We start from the raw sequence: 18,372 nt of genomic DNA on the forward strand, positions 1-18,372 counted from the left end.
GTCGAACAGGCCGATGATGATCACCAGGCTGGTGTCCTTGAACAATGCAATGAAGGTGTTGACGATGCCCGGAATGACCATCTTCAGGGCCTGCGGCAGGATCACCAGACCCATGCTGCGCCAGTAGCCCAGCGCCATGGCCGAAGCCGCCTCGTACTGCCCCTTGGGAATGGCCTGCATACCACCGCGCACCACCTCGGCGACATAGGCCGATTGGAACAGGATCACGCCGATCAGCGCACGTAGCAGCTTGTCGAAGTTCATGCCCTCAGGCAGGAACAGCGGCAGCATCACCGAGGACATGAACAGCACGGTGATCAACGGCACACCGCGCCAGAACTCGATGAAGGTGACGCAGACCACCTTCACCGCCGGCATTTTCGAGCGACGGCCCAGGGCCAGCAGAATCCCCAACGGCAAGGCACCGGCGATGCCGACAGTGGCGATCACCAGGGTCAGCATCAGACCGCCCCACTGGCTGGTGGCCACGTTAGGCATGCCGAACGCCCCGCCGTGCAGCAGGAAGTAGGCGATGATCGGGTACAGCACCAGGAAACCGATGCCGTAGACCGCCTTGCGCTTGAACCGCGAGATGAACAGCGGCGCCACACCCAGAACCGCCAGCCAGACGGTCAGGTCCACGCGCCAGCGCAGCTCGGGCGGGTAGTAGCCATACATGAACTGTCCGAAACGTTGCTGGATGAACACCCAGCAGGCGCCTTCCTTGGTGCAGTCGGCACGGGTGGTGCCGACCCAGTTCGCGTCGAAGATCGACCAGCTCAACAACGGCGGTACGATCAGCCAGATCAGGTACAGCGACAACAGCGTCAGCAGGGTGTTGAGCCAGCTGGAAAACAGGTTCTGGCGCATCCACGCGACCGGGCCGAACACTTTGCTCGGTGGTGGCTGGTCGGGTTTGAAAATATGGGTCGTCATGCGCTCATCCTCACCGTTCGATCAGCGCAATGCGCTTGTTGTACCAGTTCATCAGCAGGGAAATGCTGATACTGATCGCCAGGTACACGCTCATGGTGATGGCAATGACTTCGATCGCCTGCCCCGTCTGGTTGAGCACGGTACCGGCGAACAGCGAAACCATTTCCGGGTAACCGATACCGGCAGCCAGCGACGAGTTCTTCGCCAGGTTCAGGTATTGGCTGGTCAGTGGCGGAATGATCACGCGCAGGGCCTGCGGGATGATCACCTTGCGCAGGGTCGGGCCGTTGCGCAGCCCCAGCGAGTGGGCCGCTTCGGTCTGGCCGTGGCTGACCGACTTGATGCCCGAACGCACGATCTCGGCGATGAACGCCGCGGTGTAAACGGTCAGGGCCAGGGTCAGGGCCAGCAGTTCCGGGATCAATACCCAGCCGCCGACGAAGTTGAAGCCCTTGAGCTCGGGTTTTTCCCAATGCACAGGAGCGCCGAAGATCAGCGAGCACAGGGCCGGCACGACGATCAGGATCGCCAGGCCCACCCAGAACTTGTGGAACGGCTCGCCGGTGGCTTCGAAGCGCTTGGTGGCCCATTTGGACATCAGCACGATGCCGACGATGGCCAGGATGACGCTGATCACGAACGGCCAGAAGCCCGGTGCAGCAAGGGCAGCCGGCATGTTCAGGCCGCGGCTGCTGACGTAGAAGCTGTCCATGAAGCCATGGGCGGCGCGCGGCCCAGGCAGCGTCAGAAACACCGCGAAGTACCAGAACAGGATCTGCAGCAGCGGCGGGATATTGCGGAACACCTCGATATAGATCGTCGCCAGCTTGTTGATCATGAAGTTGGGCGACAGCCGAGCCACACCGATCACGAAACCCAGGAGGGTTGCCAGGATGATGCCGATGATCGACACCAGCAGGGTGTTGAGCAGGCCGATCACGAACACGCGCGCATAGCTGTCCGATTCGGTGTAGTCGATCAGGTGTTGGGCAATGCCGAAGCCGGCACTGCGTTCAAGAAAGTCGAAGCCGGAAGTGATGCCCCGGTGTTGCAGGTTGGTCTGTGTATTGTTGAACAGAAACCAGCCCATACCGACCACCGCCACAATGGTGATGATCTGGAAAAGCCACGCACGCACACGTGGATCAGTCAGGGACAGGCCCTGCTTGGGTGCGCCGATTTGATTTTGCATGGAAAGCCCCAGAGGAGAGGGAGAACAGCGCCTGACGGCAACGTGCCGTCAGGCGCAGGGCCGATCAGCGTACAGGTGGTGCGTACTGGATACCGCCAGCGTTCCACAGAGCGTTCTGGCCACGGTCGATCTTCAGCGGGGTGTTCGCGCCCAGGTTGCGCTCGAACATTTCACCGTAGTTGCCGACCTGCTTGACGATCTGTACCACCCAGTCCTTCGGCAGTTTCAGGTCCTTGCCGTATTCGCCATCGGCGCCCAGCAGACGAGCCACATCAGGGTTCTTGGTCGACTTGGCTTCGGCTTCGACGTTCTTCGAGGTCACGCCCGCTTCTTCGGCGTTGAGCTGAGCGAACAGGGTCCACTTGACGATTGCCAGCCAGTCTTCGTCGCCACGGCGTACCACTGGGCCCAGAGGCTCCTTGGAAATGGTTTCCGGCAGCACGATGTAGTCGTTCGGTGCGGCCAGCTTGCTGCGCTGGGCGAACAGCTGCGACTTGTCGGAGGTCAGTACGTCGCAACGGCCGCCTTCCAGGGACTTGGCGCTTTCGTCGGAAGTGTCGAATGTGATTGGGGTGTACTTCAGGCCATTGCCGCGGAAGTAGTCGGACACGTTCAGTTCGGTGGTGGTACCGGCCTGGATGCAGATGGTTGCACCGTCCAGTTCCTTGGCGCTCTTCACGCCCAGCTTGTTGTTCACCAGGAAGCCGATGCCGTCGTAGTAGGTCACGCCGGCGAAGACCATGCCCATGCCCGCATCGCGGGAGCTGGTCCAGGTGGTGTTGCGCGACAGGATGTCGATTTCACCGGACTGCAACGCGGTGAAACGCTCCTTGGCGTTCAGCTGGCTGAACTTGACCTTGGTGGCGTCGCCGAACACGGCGGCAGCGACGGCGCGGCAGACGTCGGCGTCGATACCAACGATCTTGCCCGAAGCATCAGGAACGGAGAAACCCGGCAGGCCGTCGGAGACGCCGCACTGTACGAAACCTTTCTTCTGGATGGCGTCCAGAGTGGCACCCGCCTGAGCGAAGCTGCTCACGCCCAGAACGGTCGCAGCGGTCAGTACAGCCAGGGTGGATTTCAACATCTTCATTCAAAACCTCCAGTTGCTCTTGTTGTGTCCGAGCTTGAATTGCGCTGCACCTAAATGAGGCGGTATCGACCCGTGTCGGCTAGTTGTTGGGTCAAGCATCAATCGCAATACAAGTGATGAACCCGAGTGGCCAGATGGCGCGACCGGGATATGCAACGCTTGCCCCCGCTCCCCGCAAGGTCCGACGCAGTGCCCTGCGGCGTCTTTCGCGATCATCGACGGATTTCCATAACCCGGGTGGACTGCTCTGCGTCAGTTCCGGAGGGCCGTATAGTGTTACCGCCGATGAGGATGCTGGTATTACGCCAGTTACATAGCAAGCGCCGTACCATAGTGGTTACCGAAAGCGTTTAAGTGCACGTCAATAGAAAAACTTGTAGCCTTGCGACATCTTCTTCAGAGATCGCACCATCGCGCCCCGTCGCACTGCACTCAAACAGAGCGGGCGCCCCACAACGGAGCAACCATGACTGATCCCTTGATCATCGAACCGAACCACACCGCCGACGCCTGTGTCATCTGGCTGCATGGTCTGGGCGCGGATAGATATGACTTCCTGCCGCTAGCAGAAGCCCTGCAGCAACGCCTGCACAGCACGCGCTTCGTACTGCCCCAGGCGCCGACCCGCGCGGTCACCATCAACGGCGGCTACGCCATGCCCAGTTGGTACAACATCATTGCCATGAGTCCGGCACGGGCGATTGACCAGGGTCAGCTGGAAGCGTCTGCGCAGATGCTTTGCGGCCTGATAGAGGAGCAGCAGGCGAGCGGGATCGCGCCGGAGCGAATCTTCATCGCCGGGTTTTCCCAAGGCGGCGCGGTGGTCCTGCACACGGCCTACATCACTTGGACAGGACCGTTGGGTGGGGTGCTGGCGCTGTCGACCTATGCGCCGACCTTCGACGAGAAGATCGAGCTGGCCGCGAGCCAGCAGCGCACCCCGGCACTCTGCCTGCATGGGCAGAACGACGAGGTGGTGATCAATGCCATGGGCCGCAGTGCCTACGAACACCTCAAAGGCTGGGGCGTGGACGCAGCGTGGCGGGAATACCCCATGGGTCACCAAGTGTTACCGCAAGAGATCGCCGATATCGGCGACTGGTTGGCGCAGCGGTTGCACTGACCCCAGGCAGGCCATTCACGGCCAATGACCGCTCCTACACATCCCTCGTAGGAGTGGTCATTGGCCGCGAACCAGGCACCCTGGTGTATCTGCCATACATCGGTACACCCTTCACCCGCCTTTCCCACATCCAGCACTCTTCTACCGTCGTGCGCGATTCTTGCATTACACTGCCTGACGCACATTCCTTAACCAATCGATGAGAAGCCCGTGCTCAAAGCACTCAAGAAGATGTTTGGCAAGAGCGACGCACAGCCGCTTGCTGCCGACACTGGCGCCACCCGCGCGCTACCCGTCGACACTGAAGAATCGACCCCGCCGACCACTGCGGCGGTTGCACCGGCCGCCAGCCCTGAACCGGCAGCAGCCGCTGCACCCATCATCGTCGAAACGCCCCGCCGCCCTCGCCCACCCAAGCCTGTGGCACCGGCCTGGAACCGTGCCGACTTTCAGGTCGCCCCGCAGGAAGGCAAGACCCGCTTCCACGACTTCGCGCTCACCGACGAGCTGATGCACGCCATCCACGACCTCGGTTTCCCCTATTGCACGCCGATCCAGGCGCAGGTGCTGGGTTACACCCTCAAGGGCCGCGACGCCATCGGCCGTGCCCAGACCGGCACCGGCAAGACCGCAGCCTTCCTCGTGTCGATCATCTCCCAGTTGCAGCAGACGCCTGCGCCCAAGGAGCGCTTCATGGGGGAGCCGCGCGCGCTGATCATCGCGCCCACCCGCGAGCTGGTGGTGCAGATCGCCAAGGACGCTGCAGGCCTGACCAAGTACACCGGCCTGAACGTAATGACCTTCGTCGGCGGCATGGACTTCGACAAGCAGCTCAAGCAGCTCGAAGCCCGTCACTGCGACATCCTGGTCGCCACCCCCGGTCGCCTGCTGGACTTCAACCAGCGCGGCGAAGTACACCTGGACATGGTCGAAGTGATGGTGCTCGATGAAGCCGACCGNNTGCTCGACATGGGCTTCATCCCCCAGGTGCGTCAGATCATTCGCCAGACCCCGCCCAAGCAGGAGCGCCAGACCCTGCTGTTCTCGGCCACCTTCACCGAAGACGTGATGAACCTGGCCCAGCAGTGGACCACCGACCCAGCCATCGTCGAGATCGAACCTGAGAACGTCGCCAGCGAAACCGTCGAGCAACACGTATACGCCGTCGCCGGCAGCGACAAGTACACGCTGCTGTACAACCTGGTCACCGGTAACGATTGGGAGCGCGTGATCGTGTTTGCCAACCGCAAGGACGAAGTGCGCCGCATCGAAGAGCGCCTGGTGCGCGACGGCGTGAATGCCGCGCAGCTGTCCGGCGATGTGCCGCAACACAAGCGCATCAAGACGCTGGAGGGGTTTCGCGAGGGCAAGATCCGCGTGCTGGTGGCCACCGATGTGGCAGGCCGCGGGATCCATATCGATGGCATCAGCCATGTGATCAATTTCACCCTGCCCGAAGTGCCGGACGATTACGTTCACCGCATCGGTCGTACGGGGCGGGCCGGCACCAGTGGCGTGTCGATCAGCTTCGCAGGCGAAGACGACTCCTACCAACTGCCTTCGATCGAAGCGCTGCTGGGCCGCAAGATCAACTTCGAAATGCCATCAGCCGAGCTGCTCAAACCAGTAGTGCGCAAGCACAGCTAATCCTTGTAGGAGCGGTCCGTGGCCGCGAAGGCCTCATCGCGCCGTCCTTTTGTGGGAGCGGGCTCTGCCCGCGAAGGCCTCATCGCGATACACCTGCTCCACAGCACCGATCTCTTGTGGGAGCGGGCTCTGCCCGCGAAAAGGCCGCCACCGACCTTCAGATCACTCCCAGCGCTGGGCCGCCTGCTCGTCGCTTTCTCGCCCCTGCACCCAGCGCGGGCCATCCTCGGTGTTCTCCTTTTTCCAGAACGGCGCGCGGGTTTTGAGATAGTCCATGACGAAATCACAGGCCTGAAAAGCCGCCTGACGATGGGCGCTGGCCACACCGACGAACACGATCGGCTCACCCGGTTCCAGCGCACCGACACGGTGCAGGATCTCCAGTTTCAGCAACGGCCAACGCTGCGCCGCTTCCAGAACGATCTTGTCCAAGGCCTTCTCGGTCATGCCAGGGTAGTGCTCCAGCAACATTCCGCGAACTTCGAGCCCGTCATTGAAATCGCGCACGTAGCCAACGAAACCCACCACGGCGCCCACCCCGGTATTGGTCTGATGCAAGGCGTTGAGCTCGGCGCCCGGGTCGAAAGCTTCGTGCTGTACGCGAACGCTCATGTCAGCCTCCGGTAACGGTTGGAAAGAATGCCACTTCATCGCCGTCAAGCAGCGGCTCGTTCAACCCACACATCTCCTGGTTACGGGCGCACATCAGGCCCTTTTCACCGAGCACTTCGCGATCGCCGCGCAGGATGAGGAATTCACGCAGCGTCTCGACATTGGCGAACTCGCCTTTTACCACTTCCTCAGCCACCCCCAGCAATTCGCGATAGCGGGCGAAATACAGCACCTTGCAATTCATGATGCATCCGCCTTGAAATGGCCGCTCTTGCCGCCCAGCTTCTCCAGCAGGCGCACCGTTTCAATGACCATGCCGCGATCCACTGCCTTGCACATGTCGTAGACCGTCAGCGCGGCGACGCTGGCCGCTGTCAAGGCTTCCATTTCCACGCCGGTCTGGCCGGACAGCTTGCAGCGGGCGTGGATCAAGACGCTGTCCTCGCCATCGGCTGCCAGCTCGACCTTGACGCCGGTCAGCATCAGCGGATGACACAGCGGGATCAGATCGCTGGTCTTTTTCGCCGCCTGGATGCCAGCAATGCGCGCTACCGCGAAGACATCGCCTTTGGGGTGCTCACCGTCGACGATCATGCGAAGGGTCTGCGGCAGCATGCGAATGCGCGCCTGGGCCACGGCCTCGCGAAAGGTCACCGCCTTGTCGGTCACGTCGACCATATGGGCGCGGCCTTGAGAATCGAGATGAGTCAGCACGGAAAGACAGCTCCTGGATATGAACCTGAGTATGAAGGGCTCGAGTGTAAACCCGATGTCTGTTTCCTGCACAAGGCCAGGCGCCCCTCCTCGGAAAATTCGCAGATTCTTTGGGATTTGGATGACTTTGCGCAGCCATCGAGCCTTCGATAATCGTCCCGCCTGCCGTGATCCACGCGCCCCCCAGCGTGAACCGCCGCAGGCGCCCCATCACCCAAAGGAGAAACCCCCTGATGAAATCTCGCTTGCTCGCATTGCCCCTGGCCCTGCTGATGACCGGCTCGGCCTGGGCCGACCAGCGTATCGATCACACCTTGACCGTCACCGCCACCATCCCAACCGACAAGTTCTTCGTTGAACCGTTGGGCGGCAACTGGATGAACGACCCGCAGAACATGAGCTTCAAGCCAGTGGACGGGACCCTGGAGCCGATCCGCAAGCAGCTCTCGGTCAAAAGCAGCAGTGGCGCCATCAAAGCCAAGCTGCTCAACTCGCCAGCGATGACCAGCGGTGCCAACACGATCGCGCTGAACGTCAAGATCGGCAGCCAGGTGCTCAGCACCAAATCGGAAATCGTGACCACTGCCGCCGACGCCGCTGCCGGTAGCGTGGTCGACTTCCTGGTCACCGCAGGCGCCAAGCCCACGACCGGCTATGTACCGGGTAACTATCAGGGCTTGGTCAACCTCGTGTTCGAAACTCCAGATCCAAAGTGATCGCGCTTCCGCTTCTGAGCTGAACCCTGCCTCCCGGCGGCGCGCCTGTGCGCTCGACCGGGCGGCATTTGCCTGTGTGATACCCATGACGAGAACCGCCACATCGGTCTTCAGAGAACGTTTGGCGGCGGGCATGCTGTGCCTGGCGACGTTGCCGACCACGGCATCCGCCGACACACCCGCTTCCTTTAACCCCTTGGGCGTGTTGAGCCAGGCCGAAGGCTTGCCGCGCGAATTCAACGACCACTTCTTCGATGTTTCTCTGGCAGTACGCGTGGACCTGGATGGGCGCCTGCTGGGCGAAGCACTGGTCATGCTCAGCCGTGATGAAAAGGTGCAACTGATCGAATTCACCGGCAGCGAAGACAGCCAGGAACCCGACGCGCAACGGCAACGCTGGAGCGAATACCTGAGCGATCCACGCCCCCTGGGTAACTGCGCACGCAATTGCGCCAATGACTTGCTGGCGTTGCATTACAGCCTGAGCAATTCACAGCTTTCCATTCTGACCCGCACCGTCGAGCGTCTCAGCGAAGAGGAGCGCTACCACGCGCTCCCGGCGCAAGGCAGTCACGGCGTCATTCTGCGCAACCAACTGAACATCTCCGGTAATGAAGCTGACCAGACCGGCCGCTACGCATTGCATGCCCAAGGCAGCGTCGGCCAATGGACCACCCTGGGGCAGCTCCAGGTGGACCGCTCCAACGATACCCAACAGCGCACCCGGCATCGCGTCGACCAACTGTACGCCGAGCGCCTGGAGCAGGGTCATTTCTACCGCCTAGGCTACTTCATGCCCGATGCTCAGGGTCTGATGCGCCAACCGCGCCTGCTCGGCGACAGCCCGGACACGGCGCTGGGCATCATGTATGGCAGCAGCGACAGCCTGGCGGTAAACAGCGCCAATCCCAGCGCCACGCCGATCTACGTCACGCCGAACCGGCCCGGCGTGGTGGAGATCTATCGCAACGGTGCGCTGATCAATAGCCAACCGGTTCAACCGGGCTTGCAGGCAATCGACACCAAGGTGCTGCCCGGCGGCATCTATGACGTGGAAGTACGCTTGATCGAAGATGGTCAGGTCACCGCCAGCACGGAGGAATTCATCTACAAGCCGTCCAACTGGAGCAATCCCGACGAGCCTTGGCGCTACAACCTGTACCTGGGCCAACGCACCACCTGGCTGTCCAACTGGGAAGATGATGACGATACCAGCATGACCGCCGGAGCCTTGTTCAACTACCTGGCCCACTCGCGACTGGTACTTGGCGGCTCGCTGCAGCACGTCAGGGGCTTCAACCAGTATGGCGTTTCCGCCGACTGGGACGCGCTGGACACCCTCAAGCTGTACGCCAATGTGTTCCAGACCGACGAGCACGGCCATGGCTACGACCTGCAGGCGTTATGGAACTACCCAGCCGGCAACCTGGTGCTCAGCCGCAGCCAGACCTGGCAGCAATACCCACGCCTGCGTGGCGAGCTTGTGCGCGCACCGGGCCAGGAAGTCACGCAGACATCGCTGTCGTGGCTGCACCGTCTGGACCGCCGCATCAGTACCACCAGCCGTGTTTCGCAAACCAATGGCCTGTATGGCGGCACCTCGGTGGACCTGGGTCTGACCTACCATGGCAGCTTGCTGGGCTCGCTGGCCAACTGGCGCACCTCGGTATTCGATCGACCAGGCAACCCCGGCACCGACAACCAGCGCAACCGTGGCATCAACTTCACATTGAGCATGAGCCTGGGCGACGACGGCCGGCGCTTCTCCGGCACGCTCGGCTCGCGCACCGCGCGCGATGGCACCCGCGACCAGAACCTGTCGCTGACCTATCAGCAAGCGCTGGACCACCACACCTTGCGCAACGTTTCCACCACCCTGAGCGCCGACCGCTACGGCGCCGGGCTGGCAGGCAACATGCAATTCCAGAACCGCGCCGTGTATGGCGACGTTCATATGCAGAACTCGTCCTACGACAACACCCTCAGCGGCGGGCTGAACCTGGAAAGCACCGTGGCCGTGGGTGGCGGCAAAGCGGCCATGAGCGGTGATGTGCAAGCCTACGACGCCAGCATGATCGTCGATGTGATTTCCGACCTGGACGACCTCACCCTGCGCGCCGACAACCTGCAAGGCCCCAGCGCCCAGCTCAAACCGGGCCGCAACGTGATTCCGGTCAATGCCTATCGTCCAGGCCAGGTGCAGTTCGATTTCCAGGGCCTGGACGCGCACGCGGCGGTGATTCAGCCCGCCGGGTTCAGTTACCACCTCAATCGAGGCGGGGTCGATTATCACCAGGTGCGCATCATGCGTACGGTCACCGTGCTGGGGCGCCTGCTGGACGTGCGCGGCGCACCGATCAAGGGAGCGCTGGTGATCAACCATGCCAGTCGCAGCCTGACCGAGCCCGACGGATTCTTTGCCGTGGAAATGAGCGAGTCCACGCCCACTCTGGAGGTCCGCCAACGTGGCGGCCGGTTGTGCTTCATCAAGCTGGATGAGCGCCATGCACGCCGCGAAAACGAAGTGCTGTTGGTCGGTGACCAGCAGTGCAGCCCCGACACGCTGGCAGGCGCCGGCCTCAACCGTGAAGGAGACGCCGGATGAGGCGCCTGATCCTGTTCGCAAACCCTGTGCTGGCCGCGCTGTGTCTGGCCGTGCTGTGTCTGGCCAGCGGCGTCACCCGTGGTGCAGAGGCGGTGATTACCGCAGAGCTCAGAAACGGGGTTTTTATCAACACGACCCCCAGAGCACATTTCTGCAGTGTTTTCGCTTCAGGCAGCTTTTGCTGGAATACCTGGTCAGTCAACCTGCCGCTCAGCTACTACAAATCCATCAACCTGGAGACCACCAACGAGCGAGAAATGATCTATGTACGGGCGCCGAGGGTGATGACACTCCAATTGACCAACCAGGCCACTCATGAGACCGCCCAGGCCACTCTGCGCCCTCAGTACATCAGCCAACGCGCAAGCCATGCCACTCATCGGGTGATGAGCTATGCCGTCGCCGGTGTCAACGGCTGCCAGAGCCTGGGCGCCCATTACAACGGCAGCGACCATACTCGCCATTTGTGGACCATACCTGCAGGCGCCTGCTACAGCCCACCGACTGCCGTTGCGGCGGTCGAGCAGTCTTATGTCAGCGAACTGGGCATGACCTTCTTTCCCGAGTTTCCCAAACCCGAAACCTTGAGCCCCGGCCTCTGGGAAGGCGTGGTCACCCAGCGCGTCGGTCCGGGGGCCGAGTTCGATTTCGGCGAGACATACGGCAACAGCGCAGACTCCATTACGGTGCGGGTACAACTGACGATCAAACACGACATCCGCGTGGACATGCCTGCAGCCGGTACCGAAGTGGCCCTGGTCCCACCCAGGGGCTGGTACGACTACAACAATCACAAAGTGGTGCCCGAGCGCTTGTTCAAGGATCTGCCATTGCGGGTATGGGCGGGCAGTACCTTCTCCGTCTATCTGGAGTGCCAATACCCCAATACACCGCGCTGTCGCATCATCGCGCCGGTGGGTGGAGCAGTTGGCTCCCATGCCGTGGAGGTCGATGTGACGCTCAGCTTGCCGGGGCCATTCACCAGCAGCGGTCAACCCGTTGACCACCTCGTACTGCAATCGCGCGTCGCCAACGCCAAGCTGATTACGCCTTCTGGCACTGCCGCCAACCAGCCCGGCACCCTGCACCTGAACATCGGCAAAGCCGCAGTCAGCCGAATGCTCTACTACCCCGGTGCCCAATACCGCGGAAACATCACCGTCGTTTTCGACGCCAACCCATGAGGGTCCATCATGAAATACCTTATCTACCTACTGTCCTTGATGATCCTTCCGGCCCAGGCTGCGCCCGAGCTGAACATCGGCGCGCTGTATGAATACCTCGACGGCGGCCGCAGCACTGCCCTCAAACGTATCTACAACGGCGGTGACAGCACTGCCTTCGTCAAGGTCATGGTCGCCGAACTGGTGTATGCGGCCGACGGTACCGTCACCGAGGTCGCCATGGACGGTCAGCCCTCGGACCAGCGCAGCCTGGTGGCGAGCCCAGCGCGGCTGATCGTTCCGGCCAATGGCATGCAGCAGGTGCGTTTGCTGTTCCGCGGCGAACGCGACAAGGAACGCTATTACCGCTTGCGTTTCATACCCGTACTGCCGGAGGTCAACGATGGCTTCGGGCTGACATCCGAGGAAGCCGAACAGTACGACGCATCGCTCAAGGCCGGCGTGAACATCCTGGCGGGGTACGGCGCAGTGGTGTTCGTCAGGCCTGCGCAACCCCAGTACGCCACCGAGGTGGTGCACGAGCCCAAACGCTTCATCATTCCGAACAAGGGTAACTCGACGATCGTGCTCGACCACTTCAACGACTGTGATCTGAACGGCAACGACTGCGCGCCGCCCACCAAACACCATGTGCGGCCGACCAAAAGCCTTGAGTTCGAGCGCAAGCCCGGTCGCAATTATCGCTTCGTACTGGAAGAAGGCACGCAGCAGCGGTCGTTCGATTTCAACGGCTGACCGGCCATCCGGCGGTGTGCGCGAAGCCTGTTCGCGCCCACCGGGCAGTGGTCAGATCAGAGATGGGATTCGGCATACTCGGCCAGAATCGACCGCGGTACGCCTTGCAGCGTGATGTGCACGCCCTGCGGGAAATCCTTGAAACGCTCCGTCAGGTAGGTCAGCCCCGAACTGGGCGCCGACAGGTAGGGGGTGTCGATCTGCGCCAGGTTGCCCAGGCAGATCACTTTGGAACCGGCGCCGGCACGGGTGATGATGGTTTTCATCTGATGCGGCGTCAGGTTCTGGCACTCGTCGATCAGGATCAGGCTTTGCTGGAAACTGCGGCCTCGGATGTAGTTGAGGGATTTGAACTGCAACGGCACCTTGCTCAGGATGTAGTCGACGCTGCCGTGGGTGTTTTCATCCTCCATGTGCAGGGCTTCGAGGTTGTCGGTGATGGCGCCCAGCCAGGGCTCCATTTTTTCCGCTTCGGTACCGGGCAGGAAGCCGATCTCCTGGTCCAGCCCCTGCACGCTGCGGGTGGCGATGATGCGCCGGTAGCGCTTGGTCACCATGGTCTGCTCGATGGCGGCAGCCAGGGCCAGAATGGTCTTGCCCGAACCCGCCGCACCGGACAGGTTGACCAGATGGATGTCCGGGTCCAGCAGGGCGAACAGGGCCAGCGCCTGATAGATGTCGCGCGGCTTCAGACCCCAGGCTTCCTGGTGCAGCAAGGGCTCCTGATGCAGGTCCAGGATCATCAACTCGTCGTCCTTGATGCCCTTGATCCAGCCAACGAAACCCTGCTCGTCGATGATGAATTCGTTCATGTGCACTGACGGCAGCAGCTCGCTCAACTGCACGCGGTGCCAGGTGCGGCCGTGGTCCTGACGGGTCTCGACCTTGCTTACGCGGTCCCAGAACGATCCGGGCACGTTGTGATAGCCGCGAGAAAGCAGCGACACGTCGTCGACCAGCTGGTCGGTACTGTAGTCCTCGGCGGCAATGCCGCAGGCGCGCGCCTTGAGGCGCATGTTGATGTCTTTGGTGACCAGAATCACGCTCAGGTCGGGGTTGCGTGTGTGCAGGTCGATCAGCTGGTTGATGATGATGTTGTCGTTGAGGTTCTGCGGCAGCAGGTTCGAAGGTTCGGGACGCTTGTCCATCAGGATGGACAGGAAGCCTTTGGTGCTGCCATTGACGCGCATGATCGGCACGCCGGACTCGACCACTGAAGGCGAGGCATCGCCCAGGGTCTTGTCGATCAGACGGATGGCCTGCCGACACTCGGCAGCGACGGTCTGCTTGCCATCCTTGAGTTTGTCCAGTTCCTCCAGGACGGTCATGGGAATGGCGACGTGGTGTTCTTCGAAGTTCAGCAGGGCGTTCGGATCGTGGATCAGTACGTTGGTATCGAGCACATAAAGGATTGGCTGATCGGAAGAGGTGCTGCGTCCTTGTTCATCCATACTCGGTCACCTTTTTGGGAGCCTGACAACGCAATACCTGGACGGTGCTGCGCCGCGAAAAGGCCGCCGGATTCCCACATCAAGGAGCAGGACCTGCGCACAGGTGGAGTGTCTCTGGAAGACGCCACCTGTGATGCAGGGTTCGGCGGTCTGTCTTCGTAATACCGCAAAACCCATGAAGGAAAAAAGCACTTTACGGTTTTTTGAAGTTTATTTTTCCGTAGTGCGAATAACGCTTGGCGGCTGCAACGCACGCCGTTAGAGTCCGAAGTTGACCCGCCCGTCATCAGACCGGCAAATTTCGCAAAAAACCTGCCAAAGCCCCGTAAAACCTGACGTTTAACGCTTTTGTTCACTGAACGTCGGCGCAGGCTTGCCATTGGATGTCGGTCTGGGCGGTTTCGCGCATCAGCCAGGGCACCGCAGTCTGAGCCTTGGCCAGGCTGTCATGAAACACCACGATCCCCCGTCGCCACAGCAGCATCAGGCTGAGCGTGCGCTCGCCGGCCTGCTGAGCGGTCAGGCGGCTGTCGTCGTCCATCGAATCGATGTTCCACAGCGCCACTTTCAGACCCTCGCCAGCGAAGAACCCACCGCTGTCGGCGCGGCGCTGACCGTACGGCGGGCGGAACCAGGCCACGTAGCTGTCGGGCAGATCGCTCTGCAGCAGAGCGATGCTGCGCAGTATCGAGTCCTGCCATTTGTCCCATTGTCCATGGGAAACGTACTGCCAGCCCAGGGTCGCCACGCACTGCCCGGCATACAGCGCCTGCAATTGGGCCACCGAGGTCTTATCGGCGCGCGCCTGCAGGCTCTGGCCTGGGACGAAGAACGTAGCGCTCAGATCCTGCGCACGCAGGTAGCCGGTCAGCGCATCGGTGGCGCCATCGACCGGGCTGGGGCCGCCGTCGAAGGTCAGCAGGAAGGTGCGGTCGGCAAAGCCATTGCCATCGAATTCCTGTTCCGACACCAGTTGCACTTCACTGGTGGTCTGCGGCGATACGGCGGCCAGGCGCAACAATTCGTTGAGATAGGCCTCGCTGAACACCTGGCCCGGCACGGCAAACCCGGAATAGAAGGACTCGGGCGCGATACCCAGATCGGCCGCCTGGGTGCGCAGATCGCTTTCGCTGTCGATGGCATAGCAGAACGAGGCGTCCTGCTCGCAGCTTTGCTGCGCCAGATCAAAATTGGCCCAAAGCCGCTGCCAGAGTCGCTGGCGCAAGTCGTCGATCGCCAGCAGGTTGATCTGGCGCAGGCCCAGACGTGCGGTCAGCTGTGCTTCGTCCTGGCTTTCACTGGCCAGCAACGAACGGGCGAACAGCAGTATTTGCGCACGCGAGGCGACATCGAACAGCACCGGCGAGTCGATGCGCTCGGGCCAGTGACTGCGTTCCAGGGTCGCCACCGGCGGCGCGGCGACGGCGCTTGAAGCGGCGCAGACAAGAGTGGCCAGCATCCATGATACCCAACGCAACGGCGATCTCCTCGGTGACGGGGTGCGCGGGCACTATACCGCTGTCATGGCGCGGCGCGTAGCTTGGTGGCGTACGAGGCCTTCCCCCACCTCGTTTCTGTGATTACAGTAGGCAATCAACGGCGGTTCAGGAATCACCCTATGCTTCGCTTGGCCCTCGCCGTGCTGATGCTGGCCACGCCCATGGCGTTCGCCGCCGGCAAGGTCAGCATCTTCAACTGGCCCGATTACATGGCCCCCGATACCCTGTCCAACTTCAAGCGCCAGACCGGCATCGACACCCACTATGCCGTTTTCGACAGCAACGAAAACCTGGAAAAACGCCTGCGCGAATCGCCCGGTAAGTACGACGTGATCTTTCCGTCCAACCACTTCATGACCCGTCATATCGGCGCCGGCAATCTCAAGCCTCTGGACCGCAGCCGTCTACCCAACTGGAAGTACCTGAACCCCGTACTCCTGCGTGCCCTGGAGATCAACGACCCGGGCAATCGTTACGGCTTCCCCTACCTTTGGGGCTTCAGCGGCATCGGCTACAACGTGCAGCAGGTCAAGGCCGCTCTCGGCGACGATGCGCCGGTGGATTCCTGGGATCTGGTGTTCAAGCCGGAAAACATTGCGCGCCTGAAGAAGTGCGGAGTCGCCTTCCTCGACATCGGCCCCGAATTGTTGCCCATGGCCCTCAACTATCTGGGACTGCCCTCGCACAGCCAGAATCCGGCCGACTACGACAAGGCGCGCGCGCTGCTGCTGAGCATCAAGCCCTACGTACGCTATTTCGATTCGGTGGAGTACAGCCATCAATTGGCCGAAGGCAAGCTGTGCGCCGTGGTCGGCTTTTCCGGCGATATCCTGCAGGCGCAGACCCAGGCCAGGCAGGCCGGCCAAGGCGTCGAGATCGAGTTCACCTTGCCGCGGGAGGGCTCGACCATGTGGTTCGACATGGTCGCCATCCCCACCGACGCTCCGGACGAAGACGCGGCGTACACCTTTCTCAACTACCTGCTGGACCCCAAGGTCATGGCCAACATCACCAACAGCGTGCACTACGCCAATGGCAACGAAGGCGCCGATGAATGGGTCGACCCTGCGATCAAAGGCGATCTGCGGATCTACCCCAGCGCCGAGGTGATGAGCAAGCTGTTCCTGCTACAGCCCATGCCGGCCGACATCGAACAGCTGCGCACCCGAATCTGGAACCAGATCCGCCACTGAGGCCCCTCGCTTGGATCAGTGATGCTCGCGAGTAGCGCGGAATTTCACGTCCGGCCAGCGTTCTTCCATCAGCGCCAGATTGACTCGCGTCGGCGCCAGGTAGGTCAGGTGTCCACCGCCGTCCAGGGCCAGGTTCTCAGCGGCCTTGTTGCTGAATTCCTCGAGTTTCTTCTTGTCGGCACACTCGATCCAGCGGGCGGACCACACGGTGATCGGCTCGTAGGCGCATTCCACCTTGTATTCCTCTTTCAGGCGGCTGGCGACCACGTCGAACTGCAGCACGCCGACCGCGCCGAGAATGATGTCGTTGCTGCGCTCGGGGAAGAACACCTGGGTGGCACCTTCCTCGGCCAACTGCTGCAGCCCCTGGCGCAACTGCTTGGACTTGAGCGGATCCTTGAGCCGCACCCGGCGGAACAGCTCCGGGGCGAAGTGCGGGATACCGGTGAAGCCCAGGCTTTCACCCTCGCTGAAGGTGTCGCCGATCTGGATGGTGCCGTGGTTGTGCAGGCCGATGATGTCGCCGGCGAACGCTTCTTCGAGCTGCTCGCGCTCGGAGGAGAAGAACGTCAGGGCATCGCCGATGCGCAGGTCCTTGCCGGTGCGCACGTGGCGCATCTTCATGCCCTTCTCGTAGCGGCCCGAACAGATGCGCATGAAGGCGATACGGTCGCGGTGCTTGGGGTCCATGTTCGCCTGGATCTTGAACACGAAGCCGGAGAATTTCTCTTCCACCGGTTCCACGGTCCGCTCGTTCGCCACCCGCGGCAGCGGGCGCGGCGCCCAGTCCACGACGGCATCGAGCACATGGTCGACGCCGAAGTTGCCCAGCGCCGTACCGAAGAACACCGGCGTCAGCTGGCCGGTCAGGAACTCGTCCTGGTTGAATTCGTGGCAAGCGCCCTGCACCAGTTCCAGTTGCTCGACGAAGCGGTCGTACTCGTCACCCAGGTGCGCACGGGCCTCGTCGGAGTCCAGCTTCTCGATGATCTTCACATCGGTACGCTCATGGCCATGGCCCGGCGTGTAAACGATGATGTAGTCACCCGCCAGGTGGTAGACACCCTTGAAGTCGCGGTAGCAGCCTATCGGCCAGGTGATCGGCGCGGCCTTGATCTTGAGCACCGCTTCGATCTCGTCGAGCAGCTCGATCGGATCGCGAATGTCGCGGTCCAGCTTGTTGATGAAGCTGACGATCGGCGTGTCGCGCAGGCGGCAGACATCCATCAGGGCAATGGTACGCGGCTCGACGCCCTTACCGCCATCGAGCACCATCAGCGCCGAGTCCACCGCCGTCAGGGTGCGGTAGGTGTCTTCCGAGAAGTCTTCGTGACCAGGGGTGTCGAGCAGGTTGACCATGTGCTCGCGATAGGGGAACTGCATCACCGAGGTGGTGATGGAAATCCCGCGCTGCTTCTCCATTTCCATCCAGTCGGAGGTCGCGTGACGGTCGGACTTGCGCGACTTGACCGTACCGGCCACGGCGATCGCCTTGCCCATCAGCAAGAGCTTTTCGGTGATGGTCGTCTTACCCGCATCCGGGTGGGAAATGATGGCAAAAGTGCGGCGTTTCGCGACTTCGGCGGCCTGTTGAGTCATGGGGGATCGCCTGGCGAGGGATAGAAAATGGGCGCGGATTATAGCCCAGTTCCAACGGTGGGGGCCACTGCGT

Annotated in this window: 16 protein-coding genes; 7 read left to right on the plus strand and 9 right to left on the minus strand. The window is 61.7% G+C overall.

Annotated elements, in window-relative coordinates; translation table 11 throughout:
• The 3 genes from B2V21_RS17150 to B2V21_RS17160 all read right to left on the minus strand — a co-directional run.
• Nucleotides 1–936: amino acid ABC transporter permease (locus B2V21_RS17150; protein ID WP_286917496.1), on the minus strand; the 936-nt coding region annotated here is incomplete at its 3' end.
• Nucleotides 937–946: 10 nt separating this feature from the next.
• Nucleotides 947–2,128 carry an amino acid ABC transporter permease gene (locus tag B2V21_RS17155; protein WP_286917497.1) on the minus strand — a complete coding sequence of 394 codons (1,182 nt, stop codon included), beginning with the start codon at nt 2,126–2,128 and terminating at the stop codon, nt 947–949.
• 64 nt (nt 2,129–2,192) lie between these two features.
• A complete protein-coding gene (locus B2V21_RS17160; RefSeq protein WP_049861817.1) occupies nt 2,193–3,221 on the minus strand; it encodes an amino acid ABC transporter substrate-binding protein in 1,029 nt (342 codons plus the stop codon).
• A 466-nt stretch (nt 3,222–3,687) separates the two neighbouring features.
• Here B2V21_RS17160 and B2V21_RS17165 point away from each other — a divergent pair, with 466 nt between their 5' ends.
• Nucleotides 3,688–4,344: an alpha/beta hydrolase gene (locus tag B2V21_RS17165; RefSeq protein WP_286917498.1), complete on the plus strand. Its 657-nt coding sequence runs from the start codon at nt 3,688–3,690 to the stop codon at nt 4,342–4,344.
• 210 nt (nt 4,345–4,554) lie between these two features.
• On the plus strand, nt 4,555–5,991 hold the full coding sequence (gene rhlB, locus B2V21_RS17170) for an ATP-dependent RNA helicase RhlB (protein WP_286917499.1): 1,437 nt from the start codon (nt 4,555–4,557) through the stop codon (nt 5,989–5,991).
• A gap of 162 nt (nt 5,992–6,153) precedes the next feature.
• On the opposite strand, the gene moaE is transcribed toward rhlB, so the two are convergent.
• From moaE to moaC, 3 genes are read right to left on the minus strand one after another with little or no spacing between them, the layout of a single operon-like run.
• Nucleotides 6,154–6,603: a molybdopterin synthase catalytic subunit MoaE gene (moaE, locus tag B2V21_RS17175; protein ID WP_134721696.1), complete on the minus strand. Its 450-nt coding sequence runs from the start codon at nt 6,601–6,603 to the stop codon at nt 6,154–6,156.
• A 1-nt stretch (nt 6,604) separates the two neighbouring features.
• Nucleotides 6,605–6,847, minus strand: coding sequence for a MoaD/ThiS family protein (locus B2V21_RS17180; RefSeq protein ID WP_134721695.1), 243 nt, complete (start codon nt 6,845–6,847; stop codon nt 6,605–6,607).
• Nucleotides 6,844–7,317 (minus strand): cyclic pyranopterin monophosphate synthase MoaC, encoded by a 474-nt coding sequence (gene moaC, locus B2V21_RS17185; RefSeq protein ID WP_286917500.1) that lies wholly within the window; start codon nt 7,315–7,317, stop codon nt 6,844–6,846. Before moaC ends, B2V21_RS17180 begins: the two co-directional genes overlap by 4 nt.
• A gap of 233 nt (nt 7,318–7,550) precedes the next feature.
• Here moaC and B2V21_RS17190 point away from each other — a divergent pair, with 233 nt between their 5' ends.
• The 4 genes from B2V21_RS17190 (at nt 7,551) to B2V21_RS17205 (ending at nt 12,557) form a co-directional block, all read left to right on the plus strand.
• On the plus strand, nt 7,551–8,033 hold the full coding sequence (locus B2V21_RS17190; RefSeq protein ID WP_049861811.1) for a CS1 type fimbrial major subunit: 483 nt from the start codon (nt 7,551–7,553) through the stop codon (nt 8,031–8,033).
• A gap of 85 nt (nt 8,034–8,118) precedes the next feature.
• Nucleotides 8,119–10,638: a TcfC E-set like domain-containing protein gene (locus B2V21_RS17195; RefSeq protein WP_286917501.1), complete on the plus strand. Its 2,520-nt coding sequence runs from the start codon at nt 8,119–8,121 to the stop codon at nt 10,636–10,638.
• The gene (locus B2V21_RS17200) at nt 10,635–11,822 is read left to right on the plus strand and encodes a hypothetical protein (RefSeq protein ID WP_286917502.1); all 1,188 of its coding nucleotides are present in this window, start codon (nt 10,635–10,637) and stop codon (nt 11,820–11,822) included. Before B2V21_RS17195 ends, B2V21_RS17200 begins: the two co-directional genes overlap by 4 nt.
• Nucleotides 11,823–11,831: 9 nt before the next feature.
• Nucleotides 11,832–12,557, plus strand: coding sequence for a molecular chaperone (locus B2V21_RS17205; RefSeq protein ID WP_286917503.1), 726 nt, complete (start codon nt 11,832–11,834; stop codon nt 12,555–12,557).
• A 56-nt stretch (nt 12,558–12,613) separates the two neighbouring features.
• On the opposite strand, the gene B2V21_RS17210 is transcribed toward B2V21_RS17205, so the two are convergent.
• Together B2V21_RS17210 and B2V21_RS17215 are read right to left on the minus strand one after the other, a co-directional pair.
• Nucleotides 12,614–14,008, minus strand: coding sequence for a PhoH family protein (locus tag B2V21_RS17210; protein WP_049861807.1), 1,395 nt, complete (start codon nt 14,006–14,008; stop codon nt 12,614–12,616).
• A gap of 352 nt (nt 14,009–14,360) precedes the next feature.
• Nucleotides 14,361–15,467 (minus strand): polysaccharide deacetylase family protein, encoded by a 1,107-nt coding sequence (locus tag B2V21_RS17215; protein ID WP_286917504.1) that lies wholly within the window; start codon nt 15,465–15,467, stop codon nt 14,361–14,363.
• A gap of 159 nt (nt 15,468–15,626) precedes the next feature.
• Between B2V21_RS17215 and B2V21_RS17220 the strand changes: the two genes are divergently transcribed.
• On the plus strand, nt 15,627–16,700 hold the full coding sequence (locus B2V21_RS17220; RefSeq protein ID WP_286917505.1) for a polyamine ABC transporter substrate-binding protein: 1,074 nt from the start codon (nt 15,627–15,629) through the stop codon (nt 16,698–16,700).
• A 15-nt stretch (nt 16,701–16,715) separates the two neighbouring features.
• Here the strand turns inward: B2V21_RS17220 and B2V21_RS17225 are convergent, their stop codons facing one another.
• Nucleotides 16,716–18,299 (minus strand): peptide chain release factor 3, encoded by a 1,584-nt coding sequence (locus tag B2V21_RS17225; protein WP_049861804.1) that lies wholly within the window; start codon nt 18,297–18,299, stop codon nt 16,716–16,718.
• Nucleotides 18,300–18,372 lie beyond the last annotated feature (73 nt).

The organism is Pseudomonas sp. UBA6276 (assembly GCF_002438365.1).
In the GTDB taxonomy this organism is placed as follows: domain Bacteria; phylum Pseudomonadota; class Gammaproteobacteria; order Pseudomonadales; family Pseudomonadaceae; genus Aquipseudomonas; species Aquipseudomonas coleopterorum.

Coding starts and splice junctions, on each gene's coding strand:
- B2V21_RS17220 (WP_286917505.1), top strand. CDS start 15,627: ATGCTTCGCTTGGCCCTCGCCGTGCTGATGCTGGCCACGCCCATGGCG.
- B2V21_RS17200 (WP_286917502.1), top strand. CDS start 10,635: ATGAGGCGCCTGATCCTGTTCGCAAACCCTGTGCTGGCCGCGCTGTGT.
- B2V21_RS17155 (WP_286917497.1), bottom strand. CDS start 2,128: ATGCAAAATCAAATCGGCGCACCCAAGCAGGGCCTGTCCCTGACTGAT.
- B2V21_RS17205 (WP_286917503.1), top strand. CDS start 11,832: ATGAAATACCTTATCTACCTACTGTCCTTGATGATCCTTCCGGCCCAG.
- B2V21_RS17190 (WP_049861811.1), top strand. CDS start 7,551: ATGAAATCTCGCTTGCTCGCATTGCCCCTGGCCCTGCTGATGACCGGC.
- B2V21_RS17210 (WP_049861807.1), bottom strand. CDS start 14,008: ATGGATGAACAAGGACGCAGCACCTCTTCCGATCAGCCAATCCTTTAT.
- B2V21_RS17180 (WP_134721695.1), bottom strand. CDS start 6,847: ATGAATTGCAAGGTGCTGTATTTCGCCCGCTATCGCGAATTGCTGGGG.
- B2V21_RS17165 (WP_286917498.1), top strand. CDS start 3,688: ATGACTGATCCCTTGATCATCGAACCGAACCACACCGCCGACGCCTGT.
- moaE (WP_134721696.1), bottom strand. CDS start 6,603: ATGAGCGTTCGCGTACAGCACGAAGCTTTCGACCCGGGCGCCGAGCTC.
- B2V21_RS17225 (WP_049861804.1), bottom strand. CDS start 18,299: ATGACTCAACAGGCCGCCGAAGTCGCGAAACGCCGCACTTTTGCCATC.
- B2V21_RS17195 (WP_286917501.1), top strand. CDS start 8,119: ATGACGAGAACCGCCACATCGGTCTTCAGAGAACGTTTGGCGGCGGGC.
- B2V21_RS17160 (WP_049861817.1), bottom strand. CDS start 3,221: ATGAAGATGTTGAAATCCACCCTGGCTGTACTGACCGCTGCGACCGTT.
- B2V21_RS17215 (WP_286917504.1), bottom strand. CDS start 15,467: ATGCTGGCCACTCTTGTCTGCGCCGCTTCAAGCGCCGTCGCCGCGCCG.